General features: G+C 56.4%; 17 protein-coding genes and 2 tRNA genes. 6 read left to right on the forward strand and 13 right to left on the reverse strand.

The window, feature by feature from the left end; all coding sequences use genetic code 11:
- Nucleotides 1–665 precede the first annotated feature (665 nt).
- From DWX63_RS09145 to DWX63_RS09165, 5 genes are all read left to right on the forward strand, one after another.
- A complete protein-coding gene (locus tag DWX63_RS09145) occupies nt 666–1,775 on the forward strand; it encodes a tyrosine-type recombinase/integrase (RefSeq protein ID WP_158559667.1) in 1,110 nt (369 codons plus the stop codon).
- Between the two features lie 176 nt (nt 1,776–1,951).
- On the forward strand, nt 1,952–2,161 hold the full coding sequence (locus DWX63_RS09150; protein ID WP_117843515.1) for a hypothetical protein: 210 nt from the start codon (nt 1,952–1,954) through the stop codon (nt 2,159–2,161).
- A gap of 412 nt (nt 2,162–2,573) precedes the next feature.
- On the forward strand, nt 2,574–2,807 hold the full coding sequence (locus tag DWX63_RS09155; RefSeq protein WP_117843516.1) for a helix-turn-helix domain-containing protein: 234 nt from the start codon (nt 2,574–2,576) through the stop codon (nt 2,805–2,807).
- 197 nt (nt 2,808–3,004) lie between these two features.
- On the forward strand, nt 3,005–3,232 hold the full coding sequence (locus tag DWX63_RS11160) for a hypothetical protein (RefSeq protein WP_147336089.1): 228 nt from the start codon (nt 3,005–3,007) through the stop codon (nt 3,230–3,232).
- 5 nt (nt 3,233–3,237) lie between these two features.
- Entirely contained in the window at nt 3,238–3,726 is a 489-nt protein-coding gene (locus DWX63_RS09165) for a hypothetical protein (RefSeq protein ID WP_147336090.1), read from the forward strand.
- A gap of 644 nt (nt 3,727–4,370) precedes the next feature.
- On the opposite strand, the gene DWX63_RS09170 is transcribed toward DWX63_RS09165, so the two are convergent.
- From DWX63_RS09170 to DWX63_RS09230, 13 genes are all read right to left on the reverse strand, one after another.
- A tRNA-Lys gene (locus DWX63_RS09170) sits at nt 4,371–4,446 on the reverse strand.
- Between the two features lie 28 nt (nt 4,447–4,474).
- A complete protein-coding gene (locus DWX63_RS09175; RefSeq protein ID WP_117843519.1) occupies nt 4,475–5,755 on the reverse strand; it encodes an aminopeptidase in 1,281 nt (426 codons plus the stop codon).
- 89 nt (nt 5,756–5,844) lie between these two features.
- On the reverse strand, nt 5,845–6,420 hold the full coding sequence (locus DWX63_RS09180) for a hypothetical protein (protein ID WP_117655805.1): 576 nt from the start codon (nt 6,418–6,420) through the stop codon (nt 5,845–5,847).
- On the reverse strand, nt 6,421–7,299 hold the full coding sequence (locus tag DWX63_RS09185) for a phosphoribosylaminoimidazolesuccinocarboxamide synthase (RefSeq protein ID WP_035136481.1): 879 nt from the start codon (nt 7,297–7,299) through the stop codon (nt 6,421–6,423). It lies immediately after the preceding gene.
- Between the two features lie 118 nt (nt 7,300–7,417).
- Nucleotides 7,418–8,983: a cell wall metabolism sensor histidine kinase WalK gene (locus DWX63_RS09190; protein ID WP_117843520.1), complete on the reverse strand. Its 1,566-nt coding sequence runs from the start codon at nt 8,981–8,983 to the stop codon at nt 7,418–7,420.
- 11 nt (nt 8,984–8,994) lie between these two features.
- The gene (locus DWX63_RS09195) at nt 8,995–9,717 is read right to left on the reverse strand and encodes a response regulator transcription factor (protein WP_006236208.1); all 723 of its coding nucleotides are present in this window, start codon (nt 9,715–9,717) and stop codon (nt 8,995–8,997) included.
- A gap of 153 nt (nt 9,718–9,870) precedes the next feature.
- Entirely contained in the window at nt 9,871–11,082 is a 1,212-nt protein-coding gene (locus DWX63_RS09200) for a twin-arginine translocation signal domain-containing protein (protein WP_117843521.1), read from the reverse strand.
- Nucleotides 11,082–11,345 carry a TIGR03905 family TSCPD domain-containing protein gene (locus DWX63_RS09205; RefSeq protein ID WP_117843522.1) on the reverse strand — a complete coding sequence of 88 codons (264 nt, stop codon included), beginning with the start codon at nt 11,343–11,345 and terminating at the stop codon, nt 11,082–11,084. Before DWX63_RS09205 ends, DWX63_RS09200 begins: the two co-directional genes overlap by 1 nt.
- 113 nt (nt 11,346–11,458) lie before the next feature.
- Nucleotides 11,459–13,258: a diguanylate cyclase gene (locus tag DWX63_RS09210; RefSeq protein ID WP_117843523.1), complete on the reverse strand. Its 1,800-nt coding sequence runs from the start codon at nt 13,256–13,258 to the stop codon at nt 11,459–11,461.
- Entirely contained in the window at nt 13,255–14,052 is a 798-nt protein-coding gene (locus tag DWX63_RS09215; protein ID WP_158559668.1) for an ABC transporter substrate-binding protein, read from the reverse strand. Before DWX63_RS09215 ends, DWX63_RS09210 begins: the two co-directional genes overlap by 4 nt.
- Nucleotides 14,053–14,436: 384 nt before the next feature.
- A complete protein-coding gene (locus DWX63_RS11305) occupies nt 14,437–16,359 on the reverse strand; it encodes an Ig-like domain-containing protein (protein ID WP_158559669.1) in 1,923 nt (640 codons plus the stop codon).
- Between the two features lie 1,725 nt (nt 16,360–18,084).
- Complete coding sequence (gene purB / locus DWX63_RS09225) at nt 18,085–19,428, reverse strand: adenylosuccinate lyase (RefSeq protein ID WP_117843526.1); 1,344 nt, start codon at nt 19,426–19,428, stop codon at nt 18,085–18,087.
- A 294-nt stretch (nt 19,429–19,722) separates the two neighbouring features.
- A tRNA-Gly gene (locus DWX63_RS09230) sits at nt 19,723–19,797 on the reverse strand.
- 297 nt (nt 19,798–20,094) lie between these two features.
- Between DWX63_RS09230 and DWX63_RS09235 the strand changes: the two genes are divergently transcribed.
- Nucleotides 20,095–23,526: a SpaA isopeptide-forming pilin-related protein gene (locus DWX63_RS09235; RefSeq protein ID WP_117843527.1), complete on the forward strand. Its 3,432-nt coding sequence runs from the start codon at nt 20,095–20,097 to the stop codon at nt 23,524–23,526.
- The last annotated feature ends 25 nt before the right edge of the window (nt 23,527–23,551 follow it).

Below are 23,551 nucleotides of genomic sequence, written 5' to 3' on the forward strand. Positions count from 1 at the left end.
CGCGCGGCAAGGAGATATATTGCCAGACCGGAGGGGCGCCGTGGGCGGGAATCGCGCACTCCATATTTTGTTCACAAATGAATAGGTCCCTCAGTCACGTCACTGAGGTTAAAACTGAAGCATTGGCTTCTGATATTGGCGATGACCAGCTGGTTTATAGATGTTAAGGCATCGGTCATCTCTGGAGCGCCACTTTACTCCAAAAGCATCAGCTATTTGTTTCCCGTCGGTAAAAGGCAGGTTTTGTTCGCCAAGCGTTCTTATATATAGAGAAGTTCGGGTTCGAACCCGTGGCGCGGCAACAAAAAAGCGGCCGGCATCCACCAGTCGCTTTTCCATTCTATGGTGGGCCGTCAGGGGTTCGAACCCTGGACCTTGGGATTAAAAGCCGCACCTCGTTTGATTTAACGCTTGGACAGTGATACCGTACACCAACTCTGACCTGCGGTTTCGTTCGACTAGACGGACTGCACGGCCTGAGCGGGTTTATTCAACACGGGTACTCCGCGCGGTACGCAGCGGGTACACACCGCGATTGTGGGGTATCGATGAAGCCAAAGCGCTACTACACCTCCTCCTGCCTTCTGCCATACCGCAACGGTGGATGGCGCGGGCGCCTGAAGTTTAAGAAGCGGGACGGGACGTACGGGCAGGTCAGCAAGGTCATGGCCGCCAAATCGAAACGTGCAGCCCAGGCCGAGCTGAAGGAATGGCGCGAGGAGATGGAGGATCTTGCGCAGAAGAAGCTCAAGCTCGGCAGCATGGCACATAAGACCGTAAAAGACCTGCTAGACGGCTATATCGACATGCTCAGTGCATCCGGCTCAATTGAGTCCTCGACCGTCTACGACTACCGCGGTGCCGCGCGACTTGTTGAGCGCAGAATCGGCGGCATCGAATTCGACTCGTTAGACGTAACCGCAGCTCAGAACTGGATTAACTGGGCCGTTGAGGAGGGCTACAAGCCATCCACCATTCGCAAAAGCGTGACGCTACTCAAGGCCGCATACCGCGACGCCGTTGGCAGGCTCCGCGTGATCGACTACTCCCCCGTGGACTGCGTGCGCGTGCCTAAAGCCCGTCACCGTGAGCCCAACGCGCTGGACGAACGAGAGCGAGGACGGCTGCTCACGTTCCTCTCAATCGCCCGAGATTGTCCCGAAAACGTTGGTATCTACCTCGCACTGCTCACGGGTATGCGGCGTGGCGAGCTGCTTGCGCTCAGGTGGCGCAACGTTGATTTCGGACAAAAGATGCTGCACGTCAAAGCTTCCATCGGGTTTGGAGAAAACGGGCATTACGAGAAGGAACCCAAGAACGGCGGAAGTCGCAGGAGCATTCCCATGCCCGATGAAGTCACGGGGATCCTTACTCGCCGCCTGACCGCCGCGCGAGCCGAGTGCTTTAAGGCGGGCGTGCCATTCGAGCAGTCGATGTTCGTGTTGGGCGGTCCTGACGGAGAGTTCATGGCCCCTGAGCGCCTGTCGCGTCACTGGGCCGTCACGGTTCGACAGCTGGGGCTGGTGGGCTCGGAGGGCGAGCCGCCCAAGTTCCACGACCTGCGCCACACGTTCGCTACCGCAGCGATCCTCGCGGGGACGGACATCAAGTCCGTGTCCTCGCTCCTGGGCCATGCCAACGCCGCCATGACGCTCAACATTTACACGGGCGTAAACGCCCAGGCGAAACGAACGGCGATGGATGCCGTGGCGGCAACGATGACGGCGGCACCGCCCGTGGCTGAAATACTGGAACTGCGAGCGAGCGGCGAATAGACCTCTGCGGCCCTCAGGTGCCGATTTTTGACACGAAAATACAGCGGCCGCCCATCGGCTCCGACCGCTTATTTTCAGAGCCGCAAATCGGCTTTTATTTGAACAAAAGACCAGCTAGACAGCTGTTTTCTAATAAGACTAGTCGGACTATTGGGACAATGAAACGGAGGTGAACCATGCTCGAATTCAGGATAAGCGGCGAAACCGCTGAGGCCAGCTGCTTGGCAGACCAGTTGGAAAGGGCAGGCTATGTTGTCAGGCGCTCGAAGCCCTATCGCAACAGGGACGAAGAAGGTTGTCGAATCTATCTCGAACTGGATGAGGACAAGGTCATGGGATGGATGCTTGCCAACCTTGAAAAAGCATCCCTAGACGATCCCTCATAAGGCCCGCCTTTCGGCGAAGGCGAAAGGCGGGCCCGAGCACGGAAACCCACCGTTTGGAGCGGGATAGACGAAGTCGGGCGAAATGGCCGTAAGGGTAGTTTTTTGAAATACGCAAGAGTCGTACGCTGCCGTACAAAACTGCGTTTTGCCCGGTAGCGTACACGCCGAAACCTACGGTTCGGCGCTTGCTAGGGCTCTGCCCTAAAACCCGGCGCCCCGCGGGGCGAAACCCCCGTCCTCGTAACCACAGGTTCAAAAAGGAAACAAGCCCGCGCGCTAGGGCCTGTCACCATTTGGCACCGCTTGGCACCAAATAGGTGCGCACGGGGTTCATAGCCAATTTAGTCTATTTGTAGCGGCAAACGCCGCCCAGTCTTAACAGCCCAGAACGGGCTAGAAAGGAGCACCAAACATGCGCAAGTCAGAGCAAGCAATCGTCGAGCGTTTCCGTGCCGGAGAGTATGGTTCGCTACCATTGCTAATAACGCCATCGACCGCCGAAGCCGCCGTGGGCATCAGTGCCAAGCACTTGATTCGCATGGTCGAGCGCAACGATATTCGAGGGGTCCAGATCGGCCGATGCTGGAAGATCAATCGCGATGACTTGCTAAGTGTCTGCGGCCTTCGCGATAAGGGTGCGGCGTAATGGGGCGCGATATTTCCAATTTAGAAGCAATCAAAGCCGCTTGGTCAGTGCAACTGCCTTCCATGCAACTCAATATGCCTATATCCAACAGCGAAGAATTTAGGCGTCTCCGCGCCGCCCGAGGCCCCAAGGCATACGCCGATATGGGTGTTTGGTTGGGCCTATGCTCCTTGGCGTCTCGGCACAAAGGGCACGCATTGCCGCTCGATTATGGCCTGTTGGCGCAATGGCTGTTTGACAAGCAAGGCAAGTCGACCGTTGCAGCCGAGCACGTCAACGCTCTGATAGCGGCAGGACTCGCGTTTGCCACCGAGGATGAATGGCTTATGCTGCCCGCAATCAACGCCACGGTGGTCCGCCACGGAAAGATGATTGTAGGCGGCACCCGCGGCGGGCGCCCACGCGGTAAAAAGAAACGGAGGTGACAACAGTGAGCGACGACCCGCCCAAAAAAGAAGTGCCGTCGGAAGTAACGATTCCGACGGCGCCAAACACCACGCAGGATGCAATTCGAATTGAAACCACTATATCACGTGAACGTTTCGCACAGCTCAGCGGAGCGGAACCGCCACAAATCTGTGCCGAAGCGAGCAAAGCAGAGAACGACGCCCGCACACTTTTGAATAAAGACAAGACCGACCGCTGGCTGTATCTGGTGGCAAATGGTCAGCTTGAGCTCGAGATTTTGCTGCAAATACGCTACTGGGAGCGTTATGGACGCCGGCGGAAGTATTCCGTTCCAGGCCTTAAAGGAAGCGATGTTGAGCTTGCGTCTTTCTTTGGAACGCAAAGGCCAAGTGTTTGCCGCGCTCGTAAAGCGCTCTTGAACCGAGGCCTAATCGTCATTACGGACGGAGTAATGCATCTTCGATATGCCGCGATTCTCGCCGCCGTTAAGTCTAAAGGGTGGCACGATTAACCAGCCGCCGCGCTTTTCTGCGCGGTGGCAGTTTGCATCCTATAGGGTGGGTCTAATGGTAACGTGACGTTACACCCCAACCGTAACGTCACGTTGCTCAAAGAGTAACTTCACGTTACACCTAATAGTAACTTCATGTTACTCGGGAGTAACGTGAAGTTACTATTAGACCCACCCTTTGATGCAGGCGACAGACGTACATTAGCGCTGGTAATCAGCCTGCAAGTGTAACGTCACGTTACTTTCCTATTATTTAAAGATATATATAAAGATATATGGGCAGTGGCGATGTTTTAAGCGTAAATCAAGCCGTTGGGGGAATCGAAACCGCACGGCACACGCGACCGCACCGACGCGAGCGTTCAACTCCCTTCCGACAGCCTGGGGCTACCCAAGGAGCCCCTACGGCTATCGAAAGTGAGCAGAACGCTCACCCTCTGCTCGAGCCGTCTCCCGCCCCCTTCGGACGGATGGATGGATGCATCAGCAACAATCCATCCGTCCGACCATCGGGACGCTATGGCCCCCTACGGACAGGATGGAATTGTGGAATCCACGTGTTTTGAGGGGTACCGTTTTGGGTACTCGCGGGGTACACAAAGAAAAAGGTCAGAGACAACACCGTCTCTGACCTGCATAAACTATGGTGGGCCGTCAGGGGTTCGAACCCTGGACCTTGGGATTAAAAGTCCCCTGCTCTGCCAGCTGAGCTAACGGCCCGCGGGTGGCATTGTACCACGGTCTGGGACTATTCCCAACTCCATTGGCCGTTCTGGAAAATCACAACTTCACGTCCATCAGGCGTAATGCCCGTAATATCGATGTCGTCCGTGCCAATCATAAAATCGACGTGCGTGCTCGAGACGTTAACGCCATGCTCCAGGAGCTCTTCCTTGGACATGTCATACCCACCCTCGATACATTCGGGGAAACCGACACCTAGCGCGAGATGGCAGCTGGCGTTCTCATCATAGAGCGTGTCATAGAACAAAACGCCACTTTCACGGATCGGCGTGTTCTTGGAGATAAGCGCGACCTCACCCAGATGAGCGGCACCTTCATCGGTGTCAATGATGCTCGCAAGCGTCGCCTTGCCCACGCGGGCATCGTAGTCCGCTACGCGGCCGGCCTCGAACTTAATCCAAAAATCGTCGACCTTGTTACCGTGGTGAATGAGCGGCATGGCCGAGTACACGATACCGTCGGCGCGCATACGATCAGGCGAGGTGAAGACTTCCTCGGTGGGAATGTTGGGGAAGAAGGGGTGTCCATCGGGCGTCTTGCCCTTGCCGCCGGCCCACTCGTGACCCTTCGTCATGCCAATCGTCAGATCGGTTCCATTTTCCGCGGTGTAATGCAGGCGGTCAAAACGATTGTCGTTCAGGAAACGCAGGTTCTTTTCGAACGCCGCGTCATGAAGCTCCCAGTCGCTCTCCGGGTCCTGGCCATCGGCACGAGCGGTGTGCAGAATCGCATTCCATAGCTTATAGATTGCAACCTCATCGGCGTCTCCCGGGAACACCTCGTGCGCCCAAGCCACGACCGGAGCGCCGGCGATGCACCACGGATTGATGTTGTAATCCAGTCCACGGCGGAAAGCTTTGCACTGCGTATTCCTCGCCTTGGATGCCGCGGCCGGCTTGGCTGGATCGATGCCCTTGAGGGCTGCAGGATCCGCACCCTCAATAAAGATAAAGCAGGCGCCATCCTGGGCCAGGGAATCCAACTGCAGGCGCTTCCACTCGGGCGTCTGCTCAAAATAGCTTTTATCGACATGCTCGTACGTGAGCCTCGTCACGGCATCATCGGCCCAAATGACCGTCACGTGGCCAGCGCCGGCGGCATAAGCCTCCGCGACCACCACGCGGGCAAAAGGCGCGCACTCGACCGGAGACTGAACGACAACCTCCTGGCCGGGCTTGACGTTTACGCCTTTGCGGACAACCAGGCGCGCATAGTTTTTAATCTTGGGCTCCAGGGCCTTCATGCCCTCCAGAGCTTCTTCGACCGTCAGGGCAGCTCGAATCATGTGCCACTCCATCTATCTATAGGACAATAATAAGGCGCGCCGCAAAAACGACGCGCCTTATATCTTAGCGATAAGTGTGAATGCAAACGCTACTTCTTCTTGGAGTCCTTTTTATCCTCCTCGGCAGCTGCGCGCTCGATAAGAGCGTTGAGCTTGTTCTCGGACATGCCCTCGGCCTGCGCGCGATACATGTTACGCAAGGGACGAATACGAACGAAGTCGTAGATAAAGTCACCCAGGATGATGACATAGGACAAAACGATGCCGACCATCTGAACAGGACTGGACACCGTGCCGCCGGGAGCGAAGTAGAGCGAAGCCCCGATTGCCACGACGAGCACCATGCCGATAGCGAGCACAGCCCACCAAATACGGCGGCGCTTGGTGTAGTCCTCATCCTGCTTGAGAAGGATATTCGACACCGTGTAGATGCGGTCCTCCTTGGCGCGCTGCTTAGCCTTGCGGGCGCGCTTCTCCTCTTTAGAGAGGCCCTCGAGGTTCTCGCCCTTCTCGAGCTCTTTGCGGCGTGCCTTAGACGAAGCCGGCACGACGCGGACAGAGCTCGCTGCCTGACGGGCAGGCTTAGCAGATGCGGCGGACTTGCGCGCAACCCCGGTAACCTCGTGGGATTGCGTGCGCTTGTTCGTGGCGCTACGGGTACTCACTTATGCGTTCTCCTTCATGCTTGTGAACTGGGAGCCCGTGATGATCTGGAAGGCCTCGCGATAGCGCTCGGACGTGCCATCGATGACCTCGGCGGGCAGGTGCGGGGTCTCCCCCGTCATATCCCAGTTGGCCTTGAGCCAATTGCGGACGAATTGTTTGTCGTAGCTGGGCTGGATCTTGCCCTCCTCGTAGCTGGCAGCAGGCCAGAAACGGCTGGAATCGGGCGTGAGGCACTCGTCGATCAGCGTGACCTTGCCATCGATGACACCAAACTCGAACTTGGTGTCGGCAATGATGATGCCACGGGTCGCGGCGTACTCGGCAGCGGCCTTGTAGATCTTGAGGGAAAGGTCGCGAATCTGCGTGGCGATGTCCTCGCCCACGATCTCGCAGCAACGCTCGAACGAGATGTTCTCGTCGTGGTCACCGATCTCGGCCTTCGTGGACGGCGTGAACAGCGGCTCAGGAAGCTTGGAAGCCTCGGTCAGGCCCTCAGGCAGCTGGATGCCGCAGACGGTGCCGTTCTCGTCATAGGTCTTCTTGCCCGAACCGGTCAGATAGCCGCGGACGATGCACTCGATAGGAATCGTCTGGGCCTTCTTGACCAGCATGGCGCGGCCTGCGAGGTAGTCACGATACTCGGCAAACTCCTCGGGGAAATCCGCCGGGTCGATGGAAACGAGGTGGTTGGGAACGATGTCGGCAAACTTATCGAACCAGAATGCCGAGATGCGGTTGAGCACCTCTCCCTTAAACGGAATCTCGTCGGGAAGAATGAAGTCGAACGCAGAAATGCGGTCGGTGGCGACCATCAGCAGGTTTTCACCGGCATCGTAGATATCACGAACCTTGCCACGGGAATCCGGACGACGCTCCATCGTTGTCACGTGAGTCACTCCTTACCAAAATACGACAGTAATGCGGGTTCTTTCCCGCACGTTTTCGCAAATTCGGAGCGGCAGGGACGAAACCCCTCCTTCACCGAATAGCGAAAAGCTAGTGCTCCATTGTAGTAGATGCCGCGTCCGCCGTGTGCTCGCGAGGCAGATGAATCGTAAAAGTCGTACCCTTTCCAAGCTCCGACTCCACGGAAATGTAGCCATGATGGCGCTCGACGATCTGTTTAGTCACGGCGAGACCCACGCCCAGGCCACCCGCTTCGCGGGCGCGGCTGGCGTCGGCACGCCAAAAACGACCGAAGATGCGCGACAAATCATCCTTGGCGATACCGATGCCCGTATCCGAAACCGCGATATCGACGTGCTTGCGGTCACTGAGCACCGACACCACGACCCAACCCCCCTCGGGGGTATAGCGCATGGCGTTACTCAAAAGGTTGATGACGCATTGCGTGATCATGTCGGGATCGGCCTCGACGACATCGTCGTGACCCTGGGTTTCATCTGCAAAGCGCAAGCGCAGATCGCGGTCAACAAACAGGCGCTCCTGAGCGTTGACGATGGAACGCACGAAGGGAACCATGTCCACCGGCTCAAGGTTGAGCGGCGCTGTGCTGTTTTCCATGCGCGATAGATCGAGCATCTGCTGCACCAGACGGGCCAGGCGACGTGTCTCGGATGCAACGGTTTCCAGATGCTCGTCGTCGGTGGGATACACCCCATCCTGCATGGCTTCGACTGTCGCGAGCATGGCCATAAGCGGAGTACGAAGTTCGTGAGCCACGTCTGAGGTCAGGCGCTTCTCGTGTTTCATATCCTTCTCGAGCGAAGTGGCCATCTCATCGAAGGTCTCACCCAGCTGATCAATCTCGTCATCACCGCGCAAACCAGTACGAGCGGACAGATCGCCATCGCGAATTTGCTTGGCCGTGCTCGTAATACGATGAATCGGCTTGGTGAGCATGCGCGACACGAGCGATCCGATAACGACCGAAATGCAGATTGCAACAACCGCGGCGAGGGCCATGGCGTTAAAGGTCTTCTCCCTAAATGCAGAATCCGCCTTGGTGAGCAAGGCATCGGAGCCGATGGCCCATAGCTTTACCTGTCCGACATGCTCGCCCGAAGACGTTATGATTTCGACGTTGGCAACGCTATCGGAGTCGGTTGGAGCAGACGAGACCGGGCTATGCGATGCTTTTTTACCGCTCGAGCTGCTCGACGCCGATTCGCTCTCGCGCACATCGGCGGTCGCGCTTGCCGAAGGCCATGAGTCGTCATAGACGACAACGCCCTTCTTGTTGACGACCTGCATACTCAGGTCGTCGGATACCAAACTCGATGTCGCGACCGTGCGCAGCTCGCCCGCAGTCCAGTTGCCGTTTTCCTCATACGACGTCGCAAGCTTTTCGGCAGCAGAATTGGCGATCTCGACGATATTGGAGCGCGTGTAATCCGAAAAGACCGTGCCCCACACAACAGAGACCACGCCCACCAGCACCAATACCGTCATGAGCGATGTCAGAGCAAAAGCAAGTGCCATGCGCGAGGGATAGCTCATCGTTGGCCGTGAATCGGAACGAGGCGTGTTCCAACTAGCCTTGGAACCCGCCTCGCTCTCCTGCTTGTGCTTTTGTCCGATTTCAAAGCGCGCAGGTGTCATATGTGATTTCCCTATTTCTCGTCCGACTTATCGGTCTTGGCCGGAGCCTCGAAGCGATAGCCGACACCGTGGACGGTGTAGAGCCACTTGGGCTTCTTGGGATCATCGCCCAGCTTGGCGCGAAGGTTCTTCACGTGGCTATCGATGGTGCGCTCATAGCCCTCAAAGTCGTAGCCGAGCACCTTCTCGACCAGCTCCATGCGGTTGTAGACGCGACCGGGGTGACGGGCAAGCGTGGTGAGCAGCTTAAACTCGGAAGCCGTCAGGTCGACTTCCTTGCCCTCGACCAAAATCTTGTGGCCCGAGATATCGATGACCAGATCGCCGAAGTCGAGTACCTCGACGGCTGGCTCGTCGGCCTGATGGGCACGGCGGAACAAGGCGCGTACGCGCGCGACAAGCTCGCGCGGCGAGAACGGCTTAATCAGATAGTCGTCGGCGCCGAGCTCAAGACCGATAATACGGTCCTCGATCTCGCCCTTGGCAGTCAGCATGATGATGGGGACATCCGAGGTATCGCGAATGGTGCGGCAAACGCGCTCGCCGGGGATCTTGGGGAGCATAAGGTCGAGCACGACCAGGTCAAACTGATGCTTCTCGAACTCCTCGATCGCGGACTGGCCGTCGCCGACACCCACAACCCAGTAGCCTTCGCGCTCGAGATAGGCAGCGACGGCGTCACGGATTGCCTTCTCATCCTCGACCAGCAGAATCTTTTTTGCATCTGAAGCCATAACACGGCCCCCCTGTCTCAATCAGCTAAGAACAAGCCCATTTTAACGCACCTGAGCCCGCCGGATGCCACTATGACGCGGCAGCTCGGCGGGCGGTACTCACAATTACAACACGTTTATTCCCCTGTTGGCGCCTTTTTAACCCCTCTAAGCTTAAAGAGAGAATAGGCGTGCGGTGACCGTCTCGGGTATACCCTGGCTGTTGCGCACCGTGGCGTACGTAAGGAATGAGTCCGATTTTCCCGCCGTAGCTGGATAATCGCCATACTCCAAAGCGCGGTCGGGCGACAGCAGCGAGCCATAGGTCTTGGCAGAGGTGTCGATCAGGAAATGCGATGCCTGCACCTTAACAAGGTATTTATTCTTCTTGCCAGCCGCACATGCGAGCGGCTCGCGTGACAGGAAGAGGTACGGCCCTCCCTCATTACCGATATACGTGCCCATGTTGCCCAAGCTGCCCACGCCACTATACGTCGCCTCAATGGAGAACACGAAGGTGTCGCCCATATACACGGCCTCGAAAGGCGAAACCGACGAAGGAAGCACCAGCTGAGCTCGCTTCGTGTTGTTGCCGTCAGTCAGGTCGATCGCCGTCATACCGTAATAGACGCCCTCATCATTGTGCACGCGGGGCGAGATGGTCAGGATGCCGTCGCTCACACGCGGGGCGGATGCGAGGCGCCCCGTCGACTTCCAAATAGTCTCAGGCTTGGACTCGCTGGGCGACTGACGGTAGCAGTACGAATCGTTACTCGTCTTGCTGCCGCCGGACGAGGGCATCTTATACCAGATGACCGACGACCCATACGCTGTGAAGAGCGGCGGATCATAGTCCTTGCCACCCCGATCGAGCTCAACCACGTCGCCAGAGAGCGAAGCGCCCGACAGATTTTGAGCGTAGAGCTTCCACGATGAATTGGCAAAGTTCATCTCAACCCACGCAAACACGCCATCGCCGGCACGGACATCGTAAAATGCATATCCCGTGCCCTCGATAGGATCCTCGATTAATGTGGTAAGCGAGCCATCGCCCAGGTTGAGCACACCAAGCGTATTGGCATGCAGGGCAGAAGCAGGCGCCATCATCGCGGCAGCGTAGTCACCATCGCAGTAGTACAGCAGCGTACCCAAGGGCAATGTCCATGAAGCCGCCGGCTCAAGATCGATGTCGACTGCCTCGTACTCATCAGTGATCGAGACAATCTTCGAATCGTCCTTGATAACCTGCGGCTCGCCGGCGGCATCATCACTCGTGCCCGTTTTTTTCGAGCAACCGGCCAGTACGGCAGCAGCACCGGTAGCGGCGCCACCCAGTACAAAACCTCGACGCGTTATTCCATTCTTAAAGCGATCAGCGGTGCCCATTAGGCGATCTCTGCGCGAGCGGCCTCGATGGCGCGCGTAAGCTGATCGGCGCAAGAGGTCTTCTTCATGCCGCAGGTATTGCCGGCAAGAACCTCAATCACGCGATCAGCAGGAGCACCCTCGACCAGCTTAGAGATAGCCTTGAGATTGCCGTTGCAGCCGCCGGTAAACTCGACGCCCACCACCTTGCTGCCGTCATCGGACAGGTCAAGGTGGATATTGCGAGCGCATACGCCCTGAGGCTTGTAATCAAAACTAATCATTGCGTTCCCCTCTCGTAAAGCAATTTCAGACGTCTATTATCCCCGTCCGAACCGATAAAGTATCGCGGGCACCGATTCAACATTCCCCAATGCGCAAACCGGCGGTAGCAATACTAGCAATCTGCTTCCCGAGCGTGGACTTTTCGTTTCTCTTGATACATGTTGTGGTCAGCGATGTGGTAAATCTCGGTCAGTGTATAACCGGGTGCCTCTGCCGTCGCGACGCCAAACGACGCACTGACTGTCAGCACCTCATCGCTCGCAGCAGCAAGGCTGAGGCGAAGATCTTGCACTACTTCACATGCGGATTCGCGATCGGTGTGAGGGCAAATCAGCAAGAACTCGTCGCCACCAATGCGCATAGGCACAAACTTCTCGCCTGCCGTTCGCCTCAATACAGACGCCGTACGCCGTAGCAGCTCATCGCCCATTTCGTGACCATAGAGATCATTGGTATGCTTGAGGAAATTGCAGTCCATCATGATCACACTCACGGGCAGGGACTCGTTCACCAAGTCATCGCCAAGGGACTCAAGGTAATTTCTATTGCGAAGCCCCGTCAGCTTGTCCTGGAAAGAAAGCTCCTCGGCGCGCTTTGTCATCGAGATGTTATGCGTCGCCACGACGACCGATTCCAGTCGACCCTGCTCATCGCGGCGCTGTGGAACAACCTGCAGCGAATACCACGTACCTCGGCAGTCTCGTACCTCGGCATCCAAGTACGGCACGCCCTCCATACGATCCCGAAGCGTCTTTATATCTAAGAGCTCCATGACCGCCTCGCGACTTTCGGGACTCACAATGTCTCGGCAAACCGTTGCAAAAAAGTCATATGCCTCGGCGTGCTCGTCAAATATCTTCGCCACCGATGGCGACATGTTAATCCCCTCGATCTCGAGCGTGTCGAGATGCAACAGGAGGGTCGACTCATACGCGGAACTGATGGCATTGATGATGCCGAGCTGCTTGTCCTTTTCGGCCAAATTGCGACGATCGGCGACGATACGCACCAACAGCACTACAACCAAAAACACCAGGAACGCCAGTACGCCGGCAGCGATAAATGAAATCCTACCCGACATGACCTCAGATTTGGGATAGAGCGCAAACAGGCGATAGTCCTTATACGCCGCACGCACGGCATACCAGGTACTTCCCCGATATTCGACACGTGTTAAGCCTTCGTCTTTCCAATCAATTCCGCTATCGGCAAGAAGCCGGGCGAGAACTATATCGACGGTCGAATCGTTTGAAGAAACGATTTGCATATCGCGCATCACGAACACCGTTGGGCTCTGATGGAATGTGTTGTTCACGAGCACGTCGGCGATCGTATACGAATAATCATCGGCGGGCTCGGGCGCAAGCGATCGATACCCCAGCGCTACGCCATCACCGTACGGAACAACACTCACGGCAAAATCGACATCGCGACGCTCAACGACCGTCGAGTAGGACACCTTGGATCCTCGATACATCGATGCGACCGACGAACAGGCCAGCTCCTCTCGCCACAGCATCAGCGGATCGCGACCGTCAATATCGTAATGAGCGGTCATATGGCTGTCGGCGTCCATGACCAACATTCCCGAAAGGTGCTCGGTATGGACGTACTCCTCGACGAGGTCATCGTTGACTTCAACGTGATCAGGTGGCAAGAACGTCGCAAACGACTCGAGCGCGGCATCCAAATTGTGCGTCGCCTCGGTTTTTCTTCCCTGTTCATATCGGTCATATTTTTCGCAGGCGTTTTTTAAAAACACCATGGTTTCCTGGCCAAACCCAAGCGTTTTATCGAGACAGCGATGCGTGCCGACCACATACAGCAGACCCAACAGGACAGCGCTGGCCACAACGCAGATAGCCGCGGTGACTAATGCCTTTCGGCGTAAGCGGCGCTCATCATTTGTCATGATTCCGCTCCTTGCCCGTCCGTCGTCGCCCCCGCCTTGTACTTGCCCACAATGCGCTCAGTCGTGCCATCTCGATCCATCTCGAACAGCACGGTATTGAGGTTTTTGACGTACTCCCCCTCATAGCCGTCCTTAAACGCAACGCCCAGGTCAACCGTCATAACATTGTCGGCGAACACACGATACAGGCCGGGATACTGAGCGCCAAGGCAATCAAGCGACCGAGCGTCCGCCATCCAACAGTCAACATACCCCTTGACGAGGGCGGCTTTGCAGAGTTCGGCGGAGCCATATGATTTGATATGCACGTCCGACGAGATTTCCAGATCGCCTGCAAGCAATCGGCGTTCACTCACCGAACCGGAAATCACCGCAACAGTCTTGCTGCCATCGAGATACGCCAAGGACTTGATACCACTCGTTTTCTTGGTGGCAACCGAAACCGTCAAGGTTAGATACGGCTCAGTCCAGTAATACTCGTCTTCGCGATAACAGGGCGAATAGTCGCACCACAGGCAATCGATCTCGCCGTTTTTGAGCAGGCGATCGCGATCATTCCAAGATATGTCAATGAATTGCGGCTTGATTCCCGCACGCTTGCAAGCCTCGCGGGCGATATCGATATCGATACCGGCGTAATCGCCCGCGATATCGGTATACACATAGGGATCGTTATCCGTAACGCCGATTTTGAGCACCGGGAGATCTTTATCGGATTCACTCGATGAGGTAGAACTGCTTCGAGCGGTATACGTCAGGGCAACCGCACAGACAGCAACAAGGAGTATGAGCACAGACGAGACAATGGCGGCTCGCTTGATACGTCTGGGCACGCGCCCCCTTTCATCGAAACAGCAGTGAAGTTCATTTTATTACCGGGGGCCGATACAGCAGCGAAAAAAAGCGCCTTGCCCAAGACGGGCAAGGCGCCAATGGTTGAAATGTATCGGCAAACGGTCGAATTAGGTCAACCCTACTCGAAGCTCAGCTGCTCCCGAATGCACCCCCGACCGCTGCCTCGTTCAGGCCGTTGGCGCCGACCGCGTATCTGGCGGTTTCCGACGCGCCGCACTGCACGCGACACACGGGCTGAAGTCTTTAACGGAAAAGCCCCGTTAGTAAGACGAGTTACCAACAGGGCTTGGACTGAAAGGTCGCGCTTAAACGAGAGGGGCGCCCTAACGCTCGAGACGTTTGCGCATAAGCGCGAAGGCAATCAGCGAAGCGCCGGCAACGGCCATAATAAAGGCGACGGCAGGGGCCTGATCGCCCGTATTGGCGAGCGCACCCTTAGTAGTCTTAGTAGACTTTTTGGTCACCTTGGTCGTCGTCTGCTGACCAGGCTGAGACGGCGTCACGGGCTGCGTAGGCTGAGCCGGCTCCCCATTGGCCTCCTCGCCCGTCACCACGTACGTCGAGAAGTGGCTCGTGCGGAAGCAGAGGTAGTCCCCCTCGATCCACGTATCCATAGCCTGGGTGGAACCATCCTCAGCAACGTAGAGCACCTTGAGATTGGTGAGCGCCTTCATGGCGGCAGTCATCTTGACACGGACGATGAAGGACATGCCTTCGTAGTCCTCGATAACCTCGCCGTCCTTGAGAAGCTTGATATCGAGCTTATCGGCAACCTTGGTACTCCCCTGCTCAAGGCCGGAAATTGTAGCATTGGCGGCGTCGGTAAGATTTGTCGGTTCCTCGACCACAAGAGAGATGCTGTTGTTCTGGGCAATGCCGGCAGCGGCATTGTTCTCGGCGCTTACGCTAACGTCCGTTCCGTCGCTACCTGCAACGCCCGCAATGGTCCTCGCCGCTACAGTAACGGTACAGGTCGTTGTTTTGTCACCACAGGTGGCGGTGATCGTGGCGGTACCGGCCTTAAGCGGCGTCACGACGCCGTCTTTGACCGTAGCGATCGACGAGTCGCTGGAGGTCCAGCTCACCGTTGTATCGTCTGCATCTGCAGGAGTCACCGTTGCGGAGAGCTTTGCGGAGGCGTCGCCTACGGTAAAGGAAAGGTTCGTCTTGTTGAGCTCAACCTTCTGGGCGGGATTGGTCACGCTCACCGAAACGGTCTGGGAGAGCGACCCTGCAGTGATGACAAATGAACCAGAACCGGTCTTGAGGGCGACAACGGTGTAGGAGCCATCGCCGTTGTCGACGACCTTAAACGCCTTCGAAGCACCCGTGTCATCCAGAGCGAGCTTGGTCTCGTCGACCTCACCTGCTAGGGCTCCGGCAAGAGAGGCTTTTACGGTACCTTCTTCACTCTTCGCAAGGTTGAGGGAGGACTGATCGACTGTAAGACTCGTTGCGGGATTAGAGACGGTCACCGCGCAATCCTGAGAATAGGTGCCATCTTCGGTCGAAGCAGTGATGGTTGCGGCGCCCTTGGAAACAGACGTCACTTTGCCGGTTTGATCGACCGTAGCGACGCTGTCGTTACTGGACTTCCAGACAACCGTCTGGTCAGCCTCCGCGGGAACGACCGTTGCCTTAAGCTGCTCGGTTGCAGCGCCCACAAGCGTGACCTTCTGCTTATCGAGTGTGATACCCGTTGCAGGTTGAATAACCGTCACCTTGCACGTGGCGCTATACTCGCCGTCCTCAGTGGTAACGGTGATCGTGGCAGCACCGGCCTTGACCGGGGTCACGACGCCGTCCGCAACCGTGGCGACCTCCGGGTCGCTCGAAGACCAGGACACATTCTTATTCGTTGCATTGTTGGGCTCAACCGTTGCGGTCAACGTCGAGGGCTCACCGCCCACAGCAAGCTTAAGATTCGACGCGCTGAGACTGACGCTCGAGACCCTTACTACCGGAGTGGTTACCGTAATTGTATCCGTGGTTGCAGAGACTCCATCAACTGTTGCCGTGATCGTGGCATTACCGTCACCGACAGCGATAACAAGACCGTTGCCATCGACGGTAAGGACGCTCTCGTTAGAAGAGGACCAGACAACCTTACTGGCCTTATCGTCAGGGGAAACCTTTGCCTTCAACTGCTGAGTCGTGCCCTTGTCCATAGATGTTGAGTAACCATCCGTAATGGAGACCGTAGTTTTTGCAGGTTCCTCGCCCGGCTTGACGACGTGAACGGTCATAGTGTCGCAGAGACGACCACCCAAGTACATTGAAACCGTTGCATCGCCGTAACTATGAGGCACTAAATACCCCAAGTAACTGCCACCATTAAACATCGGTCCTTTTACCTCGAGGACATCGGGATTATCTGAAGTGAAAGAATACTTTGCGCCGGCATAGGAGTCCATCAATTCCTCAGCGCTTTTGCTCAGCACGCCCTTTGGATATTCAAACCCCCTGTCACATTCCAGCCAAAGCCAATCTTTGGATATACTATCTGAACTGACCTCACAGGGAAATGTATAATCGCTCGACACAAACTTAGCCTTCGAAAGGCTCACTTCCGCAGGGTCGACAACCTCTATCTCAAAGGGATGGTCATTGCCAAGGCCATCACGAGCATGAGCCTTAACGGTGCCAGGCTTTATTGCCTTAAACGAGTTTTCACCATCGGTAAGCTCAACAACATCGCTGCTTTCTAGAGAATAGGTTACAGAGCTAACGAGCGCATCCCAATGTGCACGCTGGCATGCCTTCAGTGCTTCATTTGGGGAAACGTTGAGAATGGCAGAAAGATAAGAGCTGTCCCCAACCAGCATCTTTTGTTTTTTGTTCCCACGCTCATTGAATCCAGGCTCCTGATTCTCGGTTACAACATCACATAGCTTCTTCGTCTCGGTCTCGCCGTTGCAATAGTCGACAAGAACCTTGGCCTCTTTTGCATCTTTCGCCAACGCCTCGAGTTGCAAAGAAGCGCTTAGCTCAGAAGTTCCATATGAATAATAATTCGAATTCACCCTTGCCTGAACTTTGGAATCCTTTGAGGGATCTTCCTTTATTTCAAAATATGTAGCCGCACGGGTCTCGTCCTTGGGGCGAACGTAAACTGTCCCCTCTAGCAATGCATAGTGCGTGTTCCCGCATTTTTGCGGACAATCATCCGTGTAACCCAGCGTTGCAGTCGTTGTCGTCGCACCGGATTGGTCATAGGATACGAAACTCACCTTAATTGGATTGACATTAGCCACGCTCTTAATCTTAAGAGAACCGTTTAAACTCTCGTCAGCCCTGCTCTTCATGGTTATAGTCGTTGTGCCGACTTTGGTGGGACTAATTGTCAACACCCAATCACGTGATTTATAGCTCACTTTAGCGATATCCTCATCAGACGATGTGATATCGATATCACTAGGGTCAATGGGCGCCCATTCGTGATTTTTATTAAAAAAGGAAAGCCTTCCTTTCACCGTCTGTCCAACAGCGACATCAAATTCTGACCACACATCGCCTGTAGACGAATCGTATGGGAGAAACGATGCACCCATGGAACCATCCTGCGACTCCAGCATGACAGCATCCGCATGCGGGGCGGCCACCGTCAGCCCAAACGTTGCCGCCGTTAAAGCAACGCAGATGCCTGCGGCTATCCTCCAAAACCCTTTTCTCATTCCCCTAAGTCCAATCTCTCGTGAAAAAACGCAGCATTCTCCCACACCTTATAATTGGCTTAAGGATACCCCCCCCCCAACGAGCACTTGCAAGCTAATGTTTGCCAGAAGGGGCAAATTAACGGCAAGCGACATTTCTGCAATATACCATCATCCGCTGAAGTGTGACTTTCCCGACGCTCCCACGCAAAAGCCCCGTTGATAAACGCGTTACCAACGGGGCTTGGGCTGAAAGGCCGAGCTTCAACGGAGGCCGAAAGTAAACAAATCAGTTTGACTTCGTCCCCAATCGATCAGTTAGAACTCGAGCTGCTCCAGGCGATCGAAGACCGTGTCGATACGGGTGAGGAAATCCCACGGATCGAAAATCTCGTCGAGCTTCTCCTGGCTGACGGTACAGCGCGGGTCGGCCTCGAGACGCTCCTTAAAGGTGGGACCGGAGACGCAATCCTGCACCTCGTGCCAGGTAGCCATGGCGTTTTCCTGCACGATAGCATAGGCATCCTCGCGGGTGATGCCCGTATCGACGAGGGCCAGCAGGACCTTGGAGGAGAAGATGAGGCCGCGAGTCTTGTTGAGGTTGGCCATCATGCGAGCCGGATACAGCTGCAGGCCGTCGATAACACGGATGAGGCACTGGAACATGTGGTCGAGTGCGATAAAGCTATCGGCCTGGGCGACGCGCTCGGCAGAGGAGTGCGAAATGTCGCGCTCATGCCACAGGGCGACATTGTCGAAGGCAACCTGGGCATTGGACTTCACGATGCGTGACAGGCCACATACCTTCTCCATGGTGATCGGGTTGCGCTTGTGCGGCATGGCGGAGCTGCCCTTTTGACCCTTGCGGAACGGCTCCTCGGCCTCGAGCGTATCGGTCTTCTGCAGATTGCGGACCTCGGTAGCGATGCGCTCGCAGGTGGCCGCGGTGGTGGCGAGAACGCCGGCAAGGTAGGCATGGTGATCGCGGCTGATGACCTGCGTGGACAGCGGATCGTGAACCAGACCCAGGTGCTCGCAGACATATTCCTCGACAAACGGCTCGATGGAACTATAGGTACCGACGGCACCAGAGATAGCGCCAAAGGCAACGTTCTTGCGGGCATCCTCAAGACGGTCCAGATCGCGCTTGAGCTCCCAGGCCCAAGAGCCAAACTTCATGCCGAAGGTCATCGGCTCGGCATGGATGCCATGAGTGCGGCCGGCGCAGAGCGTGTTGCGCTCCTCGAAGGCACGACGCTTGCAGATATCGCCGAGTTTCTTGACGTCCTCGATGATCAGGTCGCAGGCCTGGGTGAGCTGGTAGCACAGGGCCGTGTCGCCCAGATCGGAGCTGGTCATACCGTAGTGAACCCAGCGACTAGGCTTGGGCTCGCCCTCGGGAACATCGGCGTCGATATATTCCTTCATGTTGGTCAGGAAGGCGATGACATCGTGGCGCGTGACCTCCTCGATCTCATCGACCTTCGCCTTCTCAAAGTTGGCATGGTCGCGGATCCACTGGGCTTCGTCTTTAGAAATGCCGATCTTGCCGAGCTCCGCCTGGGCCTCGCAGGCCAGAACCTCGATCTCCTGCCAAATGGCATACTTGTTCTCGAGGGAGAAGATATGTCCCATCTCCGGGCGGGTATAGCGATCGATCATAGCGGCTCCTTTTTGGTTATTGGCACGTTGGTCGTAACTCAACCATTGTACCGTGCGCGGGTGCGAGTATGGGCAGCAGGCATTAACCTAACATTTTGGAATTGGAGCGGGCAACGGGACGCCCGCGTATTTGCTTCGCAAATCCGCACCGGCTGCGGTCGCCTATCGGCGACCTTGCCTGCTCGCTATAAACGCTTCGCGTTTATTTAACGCTCGCACCCTGTCGGGTTCGAGTCCCGGCACTTTATTGAAAAAAGCACGGCACCGTGATGGTGCCGTGCTTGTGCTCTTAACTGGAGCGGGCAACGGGACTCGAACCCGCGAGTGTCAGCTTGGGAAGCTGATGCCTTACCACTTGGCGATGCCCGCTTGTGTGTTGGCTAGTATAACGCGGTTGTCTTGTTCGATACAAGGGTGGTGATACTTGTTTTAGCTGTGGAGATTCGTTTGAAAATCGCGTCAATTGTGGAGATGAGGACCTTTGACCTCCTGTTCTCCCTATCTTCTACCTGCGCTTTTGCTTGATTGTTGTATTTGAGCTCAATTTGTCAGGAATTGGGCAAGCTTTTGGTCAGGCTCCGGTACTTACCCGCATGAACCTCGGGGGTAGCCTCATCCTACGCGTCGCAGCCTCCCCGTGCGGCGCACGAGGGATAAGGAGCAGCCATGTCCAACGCACCCACGCACTCTGTCCACAGCGCAATCGCAACAGGCCCGCTGCTCCTGCTCCTCTTCCTGCTTTTCGGCTGCCTGGCACCGGGAGCCGCATTTGCCGTCGATGGCTACGACCAGCTCGGCTTCCGCACTATTAGCGATGATTGTGGGCCCTTCTTCATCGGCAAGTATGAAGCTCAAGACGCCTCGATTGCCTACTGCATGAACCAGGAGCGCCCCGGCCCAACCAAGCCGGGCGGCCCATGGCTCAACTTTGATCAAGGCTGGGTGTGGCTCGACGACGAGTTCGCGGCAATCGTTTGTCACGGATATCCTACCGCCACGTCGTTTGGCGGTTACCATCTTTCACCAGATCGCGCCCGCGCCGCCACCCAGCTTGCCGTATGGATGCTCAACGGCACTACCCATGTCGACGGCACCTACTCCTACACGACCGCTCAGGGCAAAACCAAGAGTGGACACTTTACCGCCGACAATGAAGTCGTGGCGGCTGCGCGATGGCTCCACGACAGCGCAAAATCAGGAAGCATCAAAGCCGCTCCGCACCGCGCGCGGCGCTATCTGGGAGCCGTATCGGGCGGCAGCAAACGTCAAGACATGCTCTATGTACTGCCGGCGGTCTCTGTTTCCTTCCAAAAGCAGTCTGCAAACGCTGCCATTACCAGCGGAAACAATACTTATCAGTTTGACGGGGCAACATTCGATGTTTTTGAGAGCGCCAGCGGCGCGCGTGTCGGCACCATCCAGATGGACAGCAACGGTCGAGCGCAGGCAGCACTTCTGCCCAACACGGCATACTACCTAGTTGAAACAAAGGCGCCGGCCGGCTATGTCCCCCGTCGTGATCGCATCGCCTTTACCACGGGGAATGACGGTGGACAGGTCGCCGTTGATGAACAACCCGGCACCATCACCCTGCATGTCGTAAAACTCGATGCCGCGACGAATGCCGGACCCCAGGCTGGAGCTTCACTTGCGGGAGCAGAGTTCACGTGCGTGTCGCAATCCACCCCCGGATGGGCGCAAACCCTCACAACCGATGAAAACGGTCGAGCTACCCTCACCGATGTCCCCCTAGGAACCTTTACCATCTATGAGTCAAAAGCCCCCGAGGGCTATTTGCCCTCCGGTGACAGTTGGTCTTACGCCGTTGGAGCCGACCAACTCGGCGATTCAGGCGTGGTCGAGATCGAATCTCGCGTTTCCGATATCCCCATTGCGTTTGACCTTGAGATTTCCAAATTCAAGGACTACGGCAATAGCGATCAATCCGGCCTGGAGCAGCCGGCAGGAGATGTTGTCTTTGAGGTTGTGAGCAACAGCTCTCAGCAGGTTGTTGGCACACTGACTACAAACATCTATGGCTTTGCCTCCACCAAAGACCAGCCCGAAGCATGGTTCGGCACAGGCAAGCGACCAGCCGGTGTCCACGGAGCCGTCCCATACGACCGCGCCGGCTACACGGTTCGTGAGGTTCCGGAAACCGTCCCCGAGGGTTTTAAACGTGCGGGGGAATGGACCGTCGAGGCCAATCAGATTTCCGACGGCGCCGAGCTTCAATATATCGTGGACAACCACGCTCTGTCGACGCATCTCCAGATTGTAAAACGCGATGCCCAAACAGGCGCTTCTGTTCCCCTAGCCGGATTCACCTTCCAACTCCTCGACAGCAATCACAAACCTGTCTCACAAACATGCTGGTATCCAGCACATAACGTAATGGACACCTTTACGACTGACGCGACCGGCACCGTCACACTGCCCGAATCGCTCGTGCCGGGCACCTATTATGTACGCGAAACCTCGGCCAAAGAGCCCTATCTTGTCGGCGGAGAGATCGAGGTAAACATACCCGCCGATATAAACCTAACGCCCGTTGCAATCGTCTCGTATTATGACCGCGCCGCGACCGGAAACATCAGGATCGTTAAAACCGATGCCGTAGACGGCAGCAGCCTCGCGGGCGCCATCTTTGAGATCCGTGCCTCAGGTGATATCGTGCGCCCCGACGGTAGCATTGCCGCGCTCGACGGTGAGACTGTCGCTACCGTCACGACGGATGAAACTGGAGAAGCACGCGCGGACGACCTCCCGCTGGGATCTGGCACCGCACGCTACGAGGTTGTCGAGACTCAAGCGCCGACCGGCTTCTTACTCGACCGGACGCACCATATCGTCGACCTTACCTATGCCGACCAGAAAACACCCGTTGTGGAAGCACGGCTTAACGTATCCGACGATTACACCAAGGTTGATATCTCCAAGGTCGATGCAAGCGGAGAGCAGGAAGTGAAAGGCGCACAGCTCACCTTATATGGTCCCGATAAAACCGAAATAGACTCCTGGACCTCATCCGACAAGCCGCACTGCATCGAACATCTTGCACCCGGCACCTACTCGTTGCGCGAAACGATGTCTCCGCGGACCTATGACCTTGCCGAGGAGATAACGTTTGAAATAAAGGATACGGGAGAAGTCCAATCCGTCGCGATGAAGGATGCGCCCATCGAGATCAAAGGACAGGTCGACAAGCGTCAGGAACTTGTCCAACCTATCGGGAAGGGTCTGTTGGCTAACGGCGATGGAAAAAACCGCGCCGCGATGCAAACCAATACGGACGGACTTTTCTCCTATACCATCGATGCTCGAAACGATTCCGCTACTTGGGTTGATGAGTTTACGATTACCGATGATCTTGAGTGCGCCGAGGACGATACGGCGAGATTCGTCTCAATCGAAACCCCCGTCGCCATCGGCGACCTCAACGGTCTGTGCAACGTGTGGTATCGCACGACGCCGTTGGACTCGACAGACGTCGATGAGCCGGCAAACGCGACGCTTGACGATGGGCACGAAAATCCTTGGCTTGAGTCCGACGAAGTAAAAGAGAGTCTGGGTGAAGATTGCCGCCTCGTCGATTACGACGGCTGGCACCTCTGGAAGGCGGATGTCTCGACCACGGAATCCGCCACACTCGAGGCGAAAGAACTCGACCTTGCATCCAATACCGTCGTAACGGGCATTCGCATTGAATACGGTGCGGTAGCCGCCGACTTTACGACTCGAAGCGATACGGATTCTTGGACCCGCGATGATCTCAAAGATGAGCACGACGACCTTGACGATGCCAAAGCAATCCTTGGCACAGATGCTCGGGGCGCAGTCGTGCACATGCAGGCAACGTCGGCTTATACACCCCAAACTGCACTCACCAACAGCGCACGCGTCGATCTTTGCCGCAACGGCGGCGGCGATAAACTTGAGTCACATGACGAGGACCGTGTCATTCAACGCTGTACCCTACCGCAGGACCTACCGGCAACAGGATCAGCTCCCATCGCCGCTTGCATCACCGCGCTCCTGACCTCGGGTGCCGCAGCCCTATGGTTCGCTCGCCTTAGGTCAATCCCAAAGAAGCGCTAGCGCGATGAAAAAGCGGGGGGGGCCG

This window comes from Collinsella sp. AF20-14LB (assembly GCF_003459505.1).
Taxonomy (GTDB): Bacteria; Actinomycetota; Coriobacteriia; order Coriobacteriales; family Coriobacteriaceae; genus Collinsella.

Bases quoted from the DNA above. Each gene is read 5' to 3' on its own strand.
- DWX63_RS09145 (WP_158559667.1), top strand. From the start codon at position 666: ATGGCCGCCAAATCGAAACGTGCAGCCCAGGCCGAGCTGAAGGAATGG.
- DWX63_RS09150 (WP_117843515.1), top strand. From the start codon at position 1,952: ATGCTCGAATTCAGGATAAGCGGCGAAACCGCTGAGGCCAGCTGCTTG.
- DWX63_RS09155 (WP_117843516.1), top strand. From the start codon at position 2,574: ATGCGCAAGTCAGAGCAAGCAATCGTCGAGCGTTTCCGTGCCGGAGAG.
- DWX63_RS09175 (WP_117843519.1), bottom strand. From the start codon at position 5,755: ATGATTCGAGCTGCCCTGACGGTCGAAGAAGCTCTGGAGGGCATGAAG.
- DWX63_RS09185 (WP_035136481.1), bottom strand. From the start codon at position 7,299: ATGGAGCGTCGTCCGGATTCCCGTGGCAAGGTTCGTGATATCTACGAT.
- DWX63_RS09190 (WP_117843520.1), bottom strand. From the start codon at position 8,983: ATGACACCTGCGCGCTTTGAAATCGGACAAAAGCACAAGCAGGAGAGC.
- DWX63_RS09195 (WP_006236208.1), bottom strand. From the start codon at position 9,717: ATGGCTTCAGATGCAAAAAAGATTCTGCTGGTCGAGGATGAGAAGGCA.
- DWX63_RS09200 (WP_117843521.1), bottom strand. From the start codon at position 11,082: ATGGGCACCGCTGATCGCTTTAAGAATGGAATAACGCGTCGAGGTTTT.
- DWX63_RS09205 (WP_117843522.1), bottom strand. From the start codon at position 11,345: ATGATTAGTTTTGATTACAAGCCTCAGGGCGTATGCGCTCGCAATATC.
- DWX63_RS09210 (WP_117843523.1), bottom strand. From the start codon at position 13,258: ATGACAAATGATGAGCGCCGCTTACGCCGAAAGGCATTAGTCACCGCG.
- DWX63_RS11305 (WP_158559669.1), bottom strand. From the start codon at position 16,359: ATGACCGTTCACGTCGTCAAGCCGGGCGAGGAACCTGCAAAAACTACG.
- purB (WP_117843526.1), bottom strand. From the start codon at position 19,428: ATGATCGATCGCTATACCCGCCCGGAGATGGGACATATCTTCTCCCTC.
- DWX63_RS09235 (WP_117843527.1), top strand. From the start codon at position 20,095: ATGTCCAACGCACCCACGCACTCTGTCCACAGCGCAATCGCAACAGGC.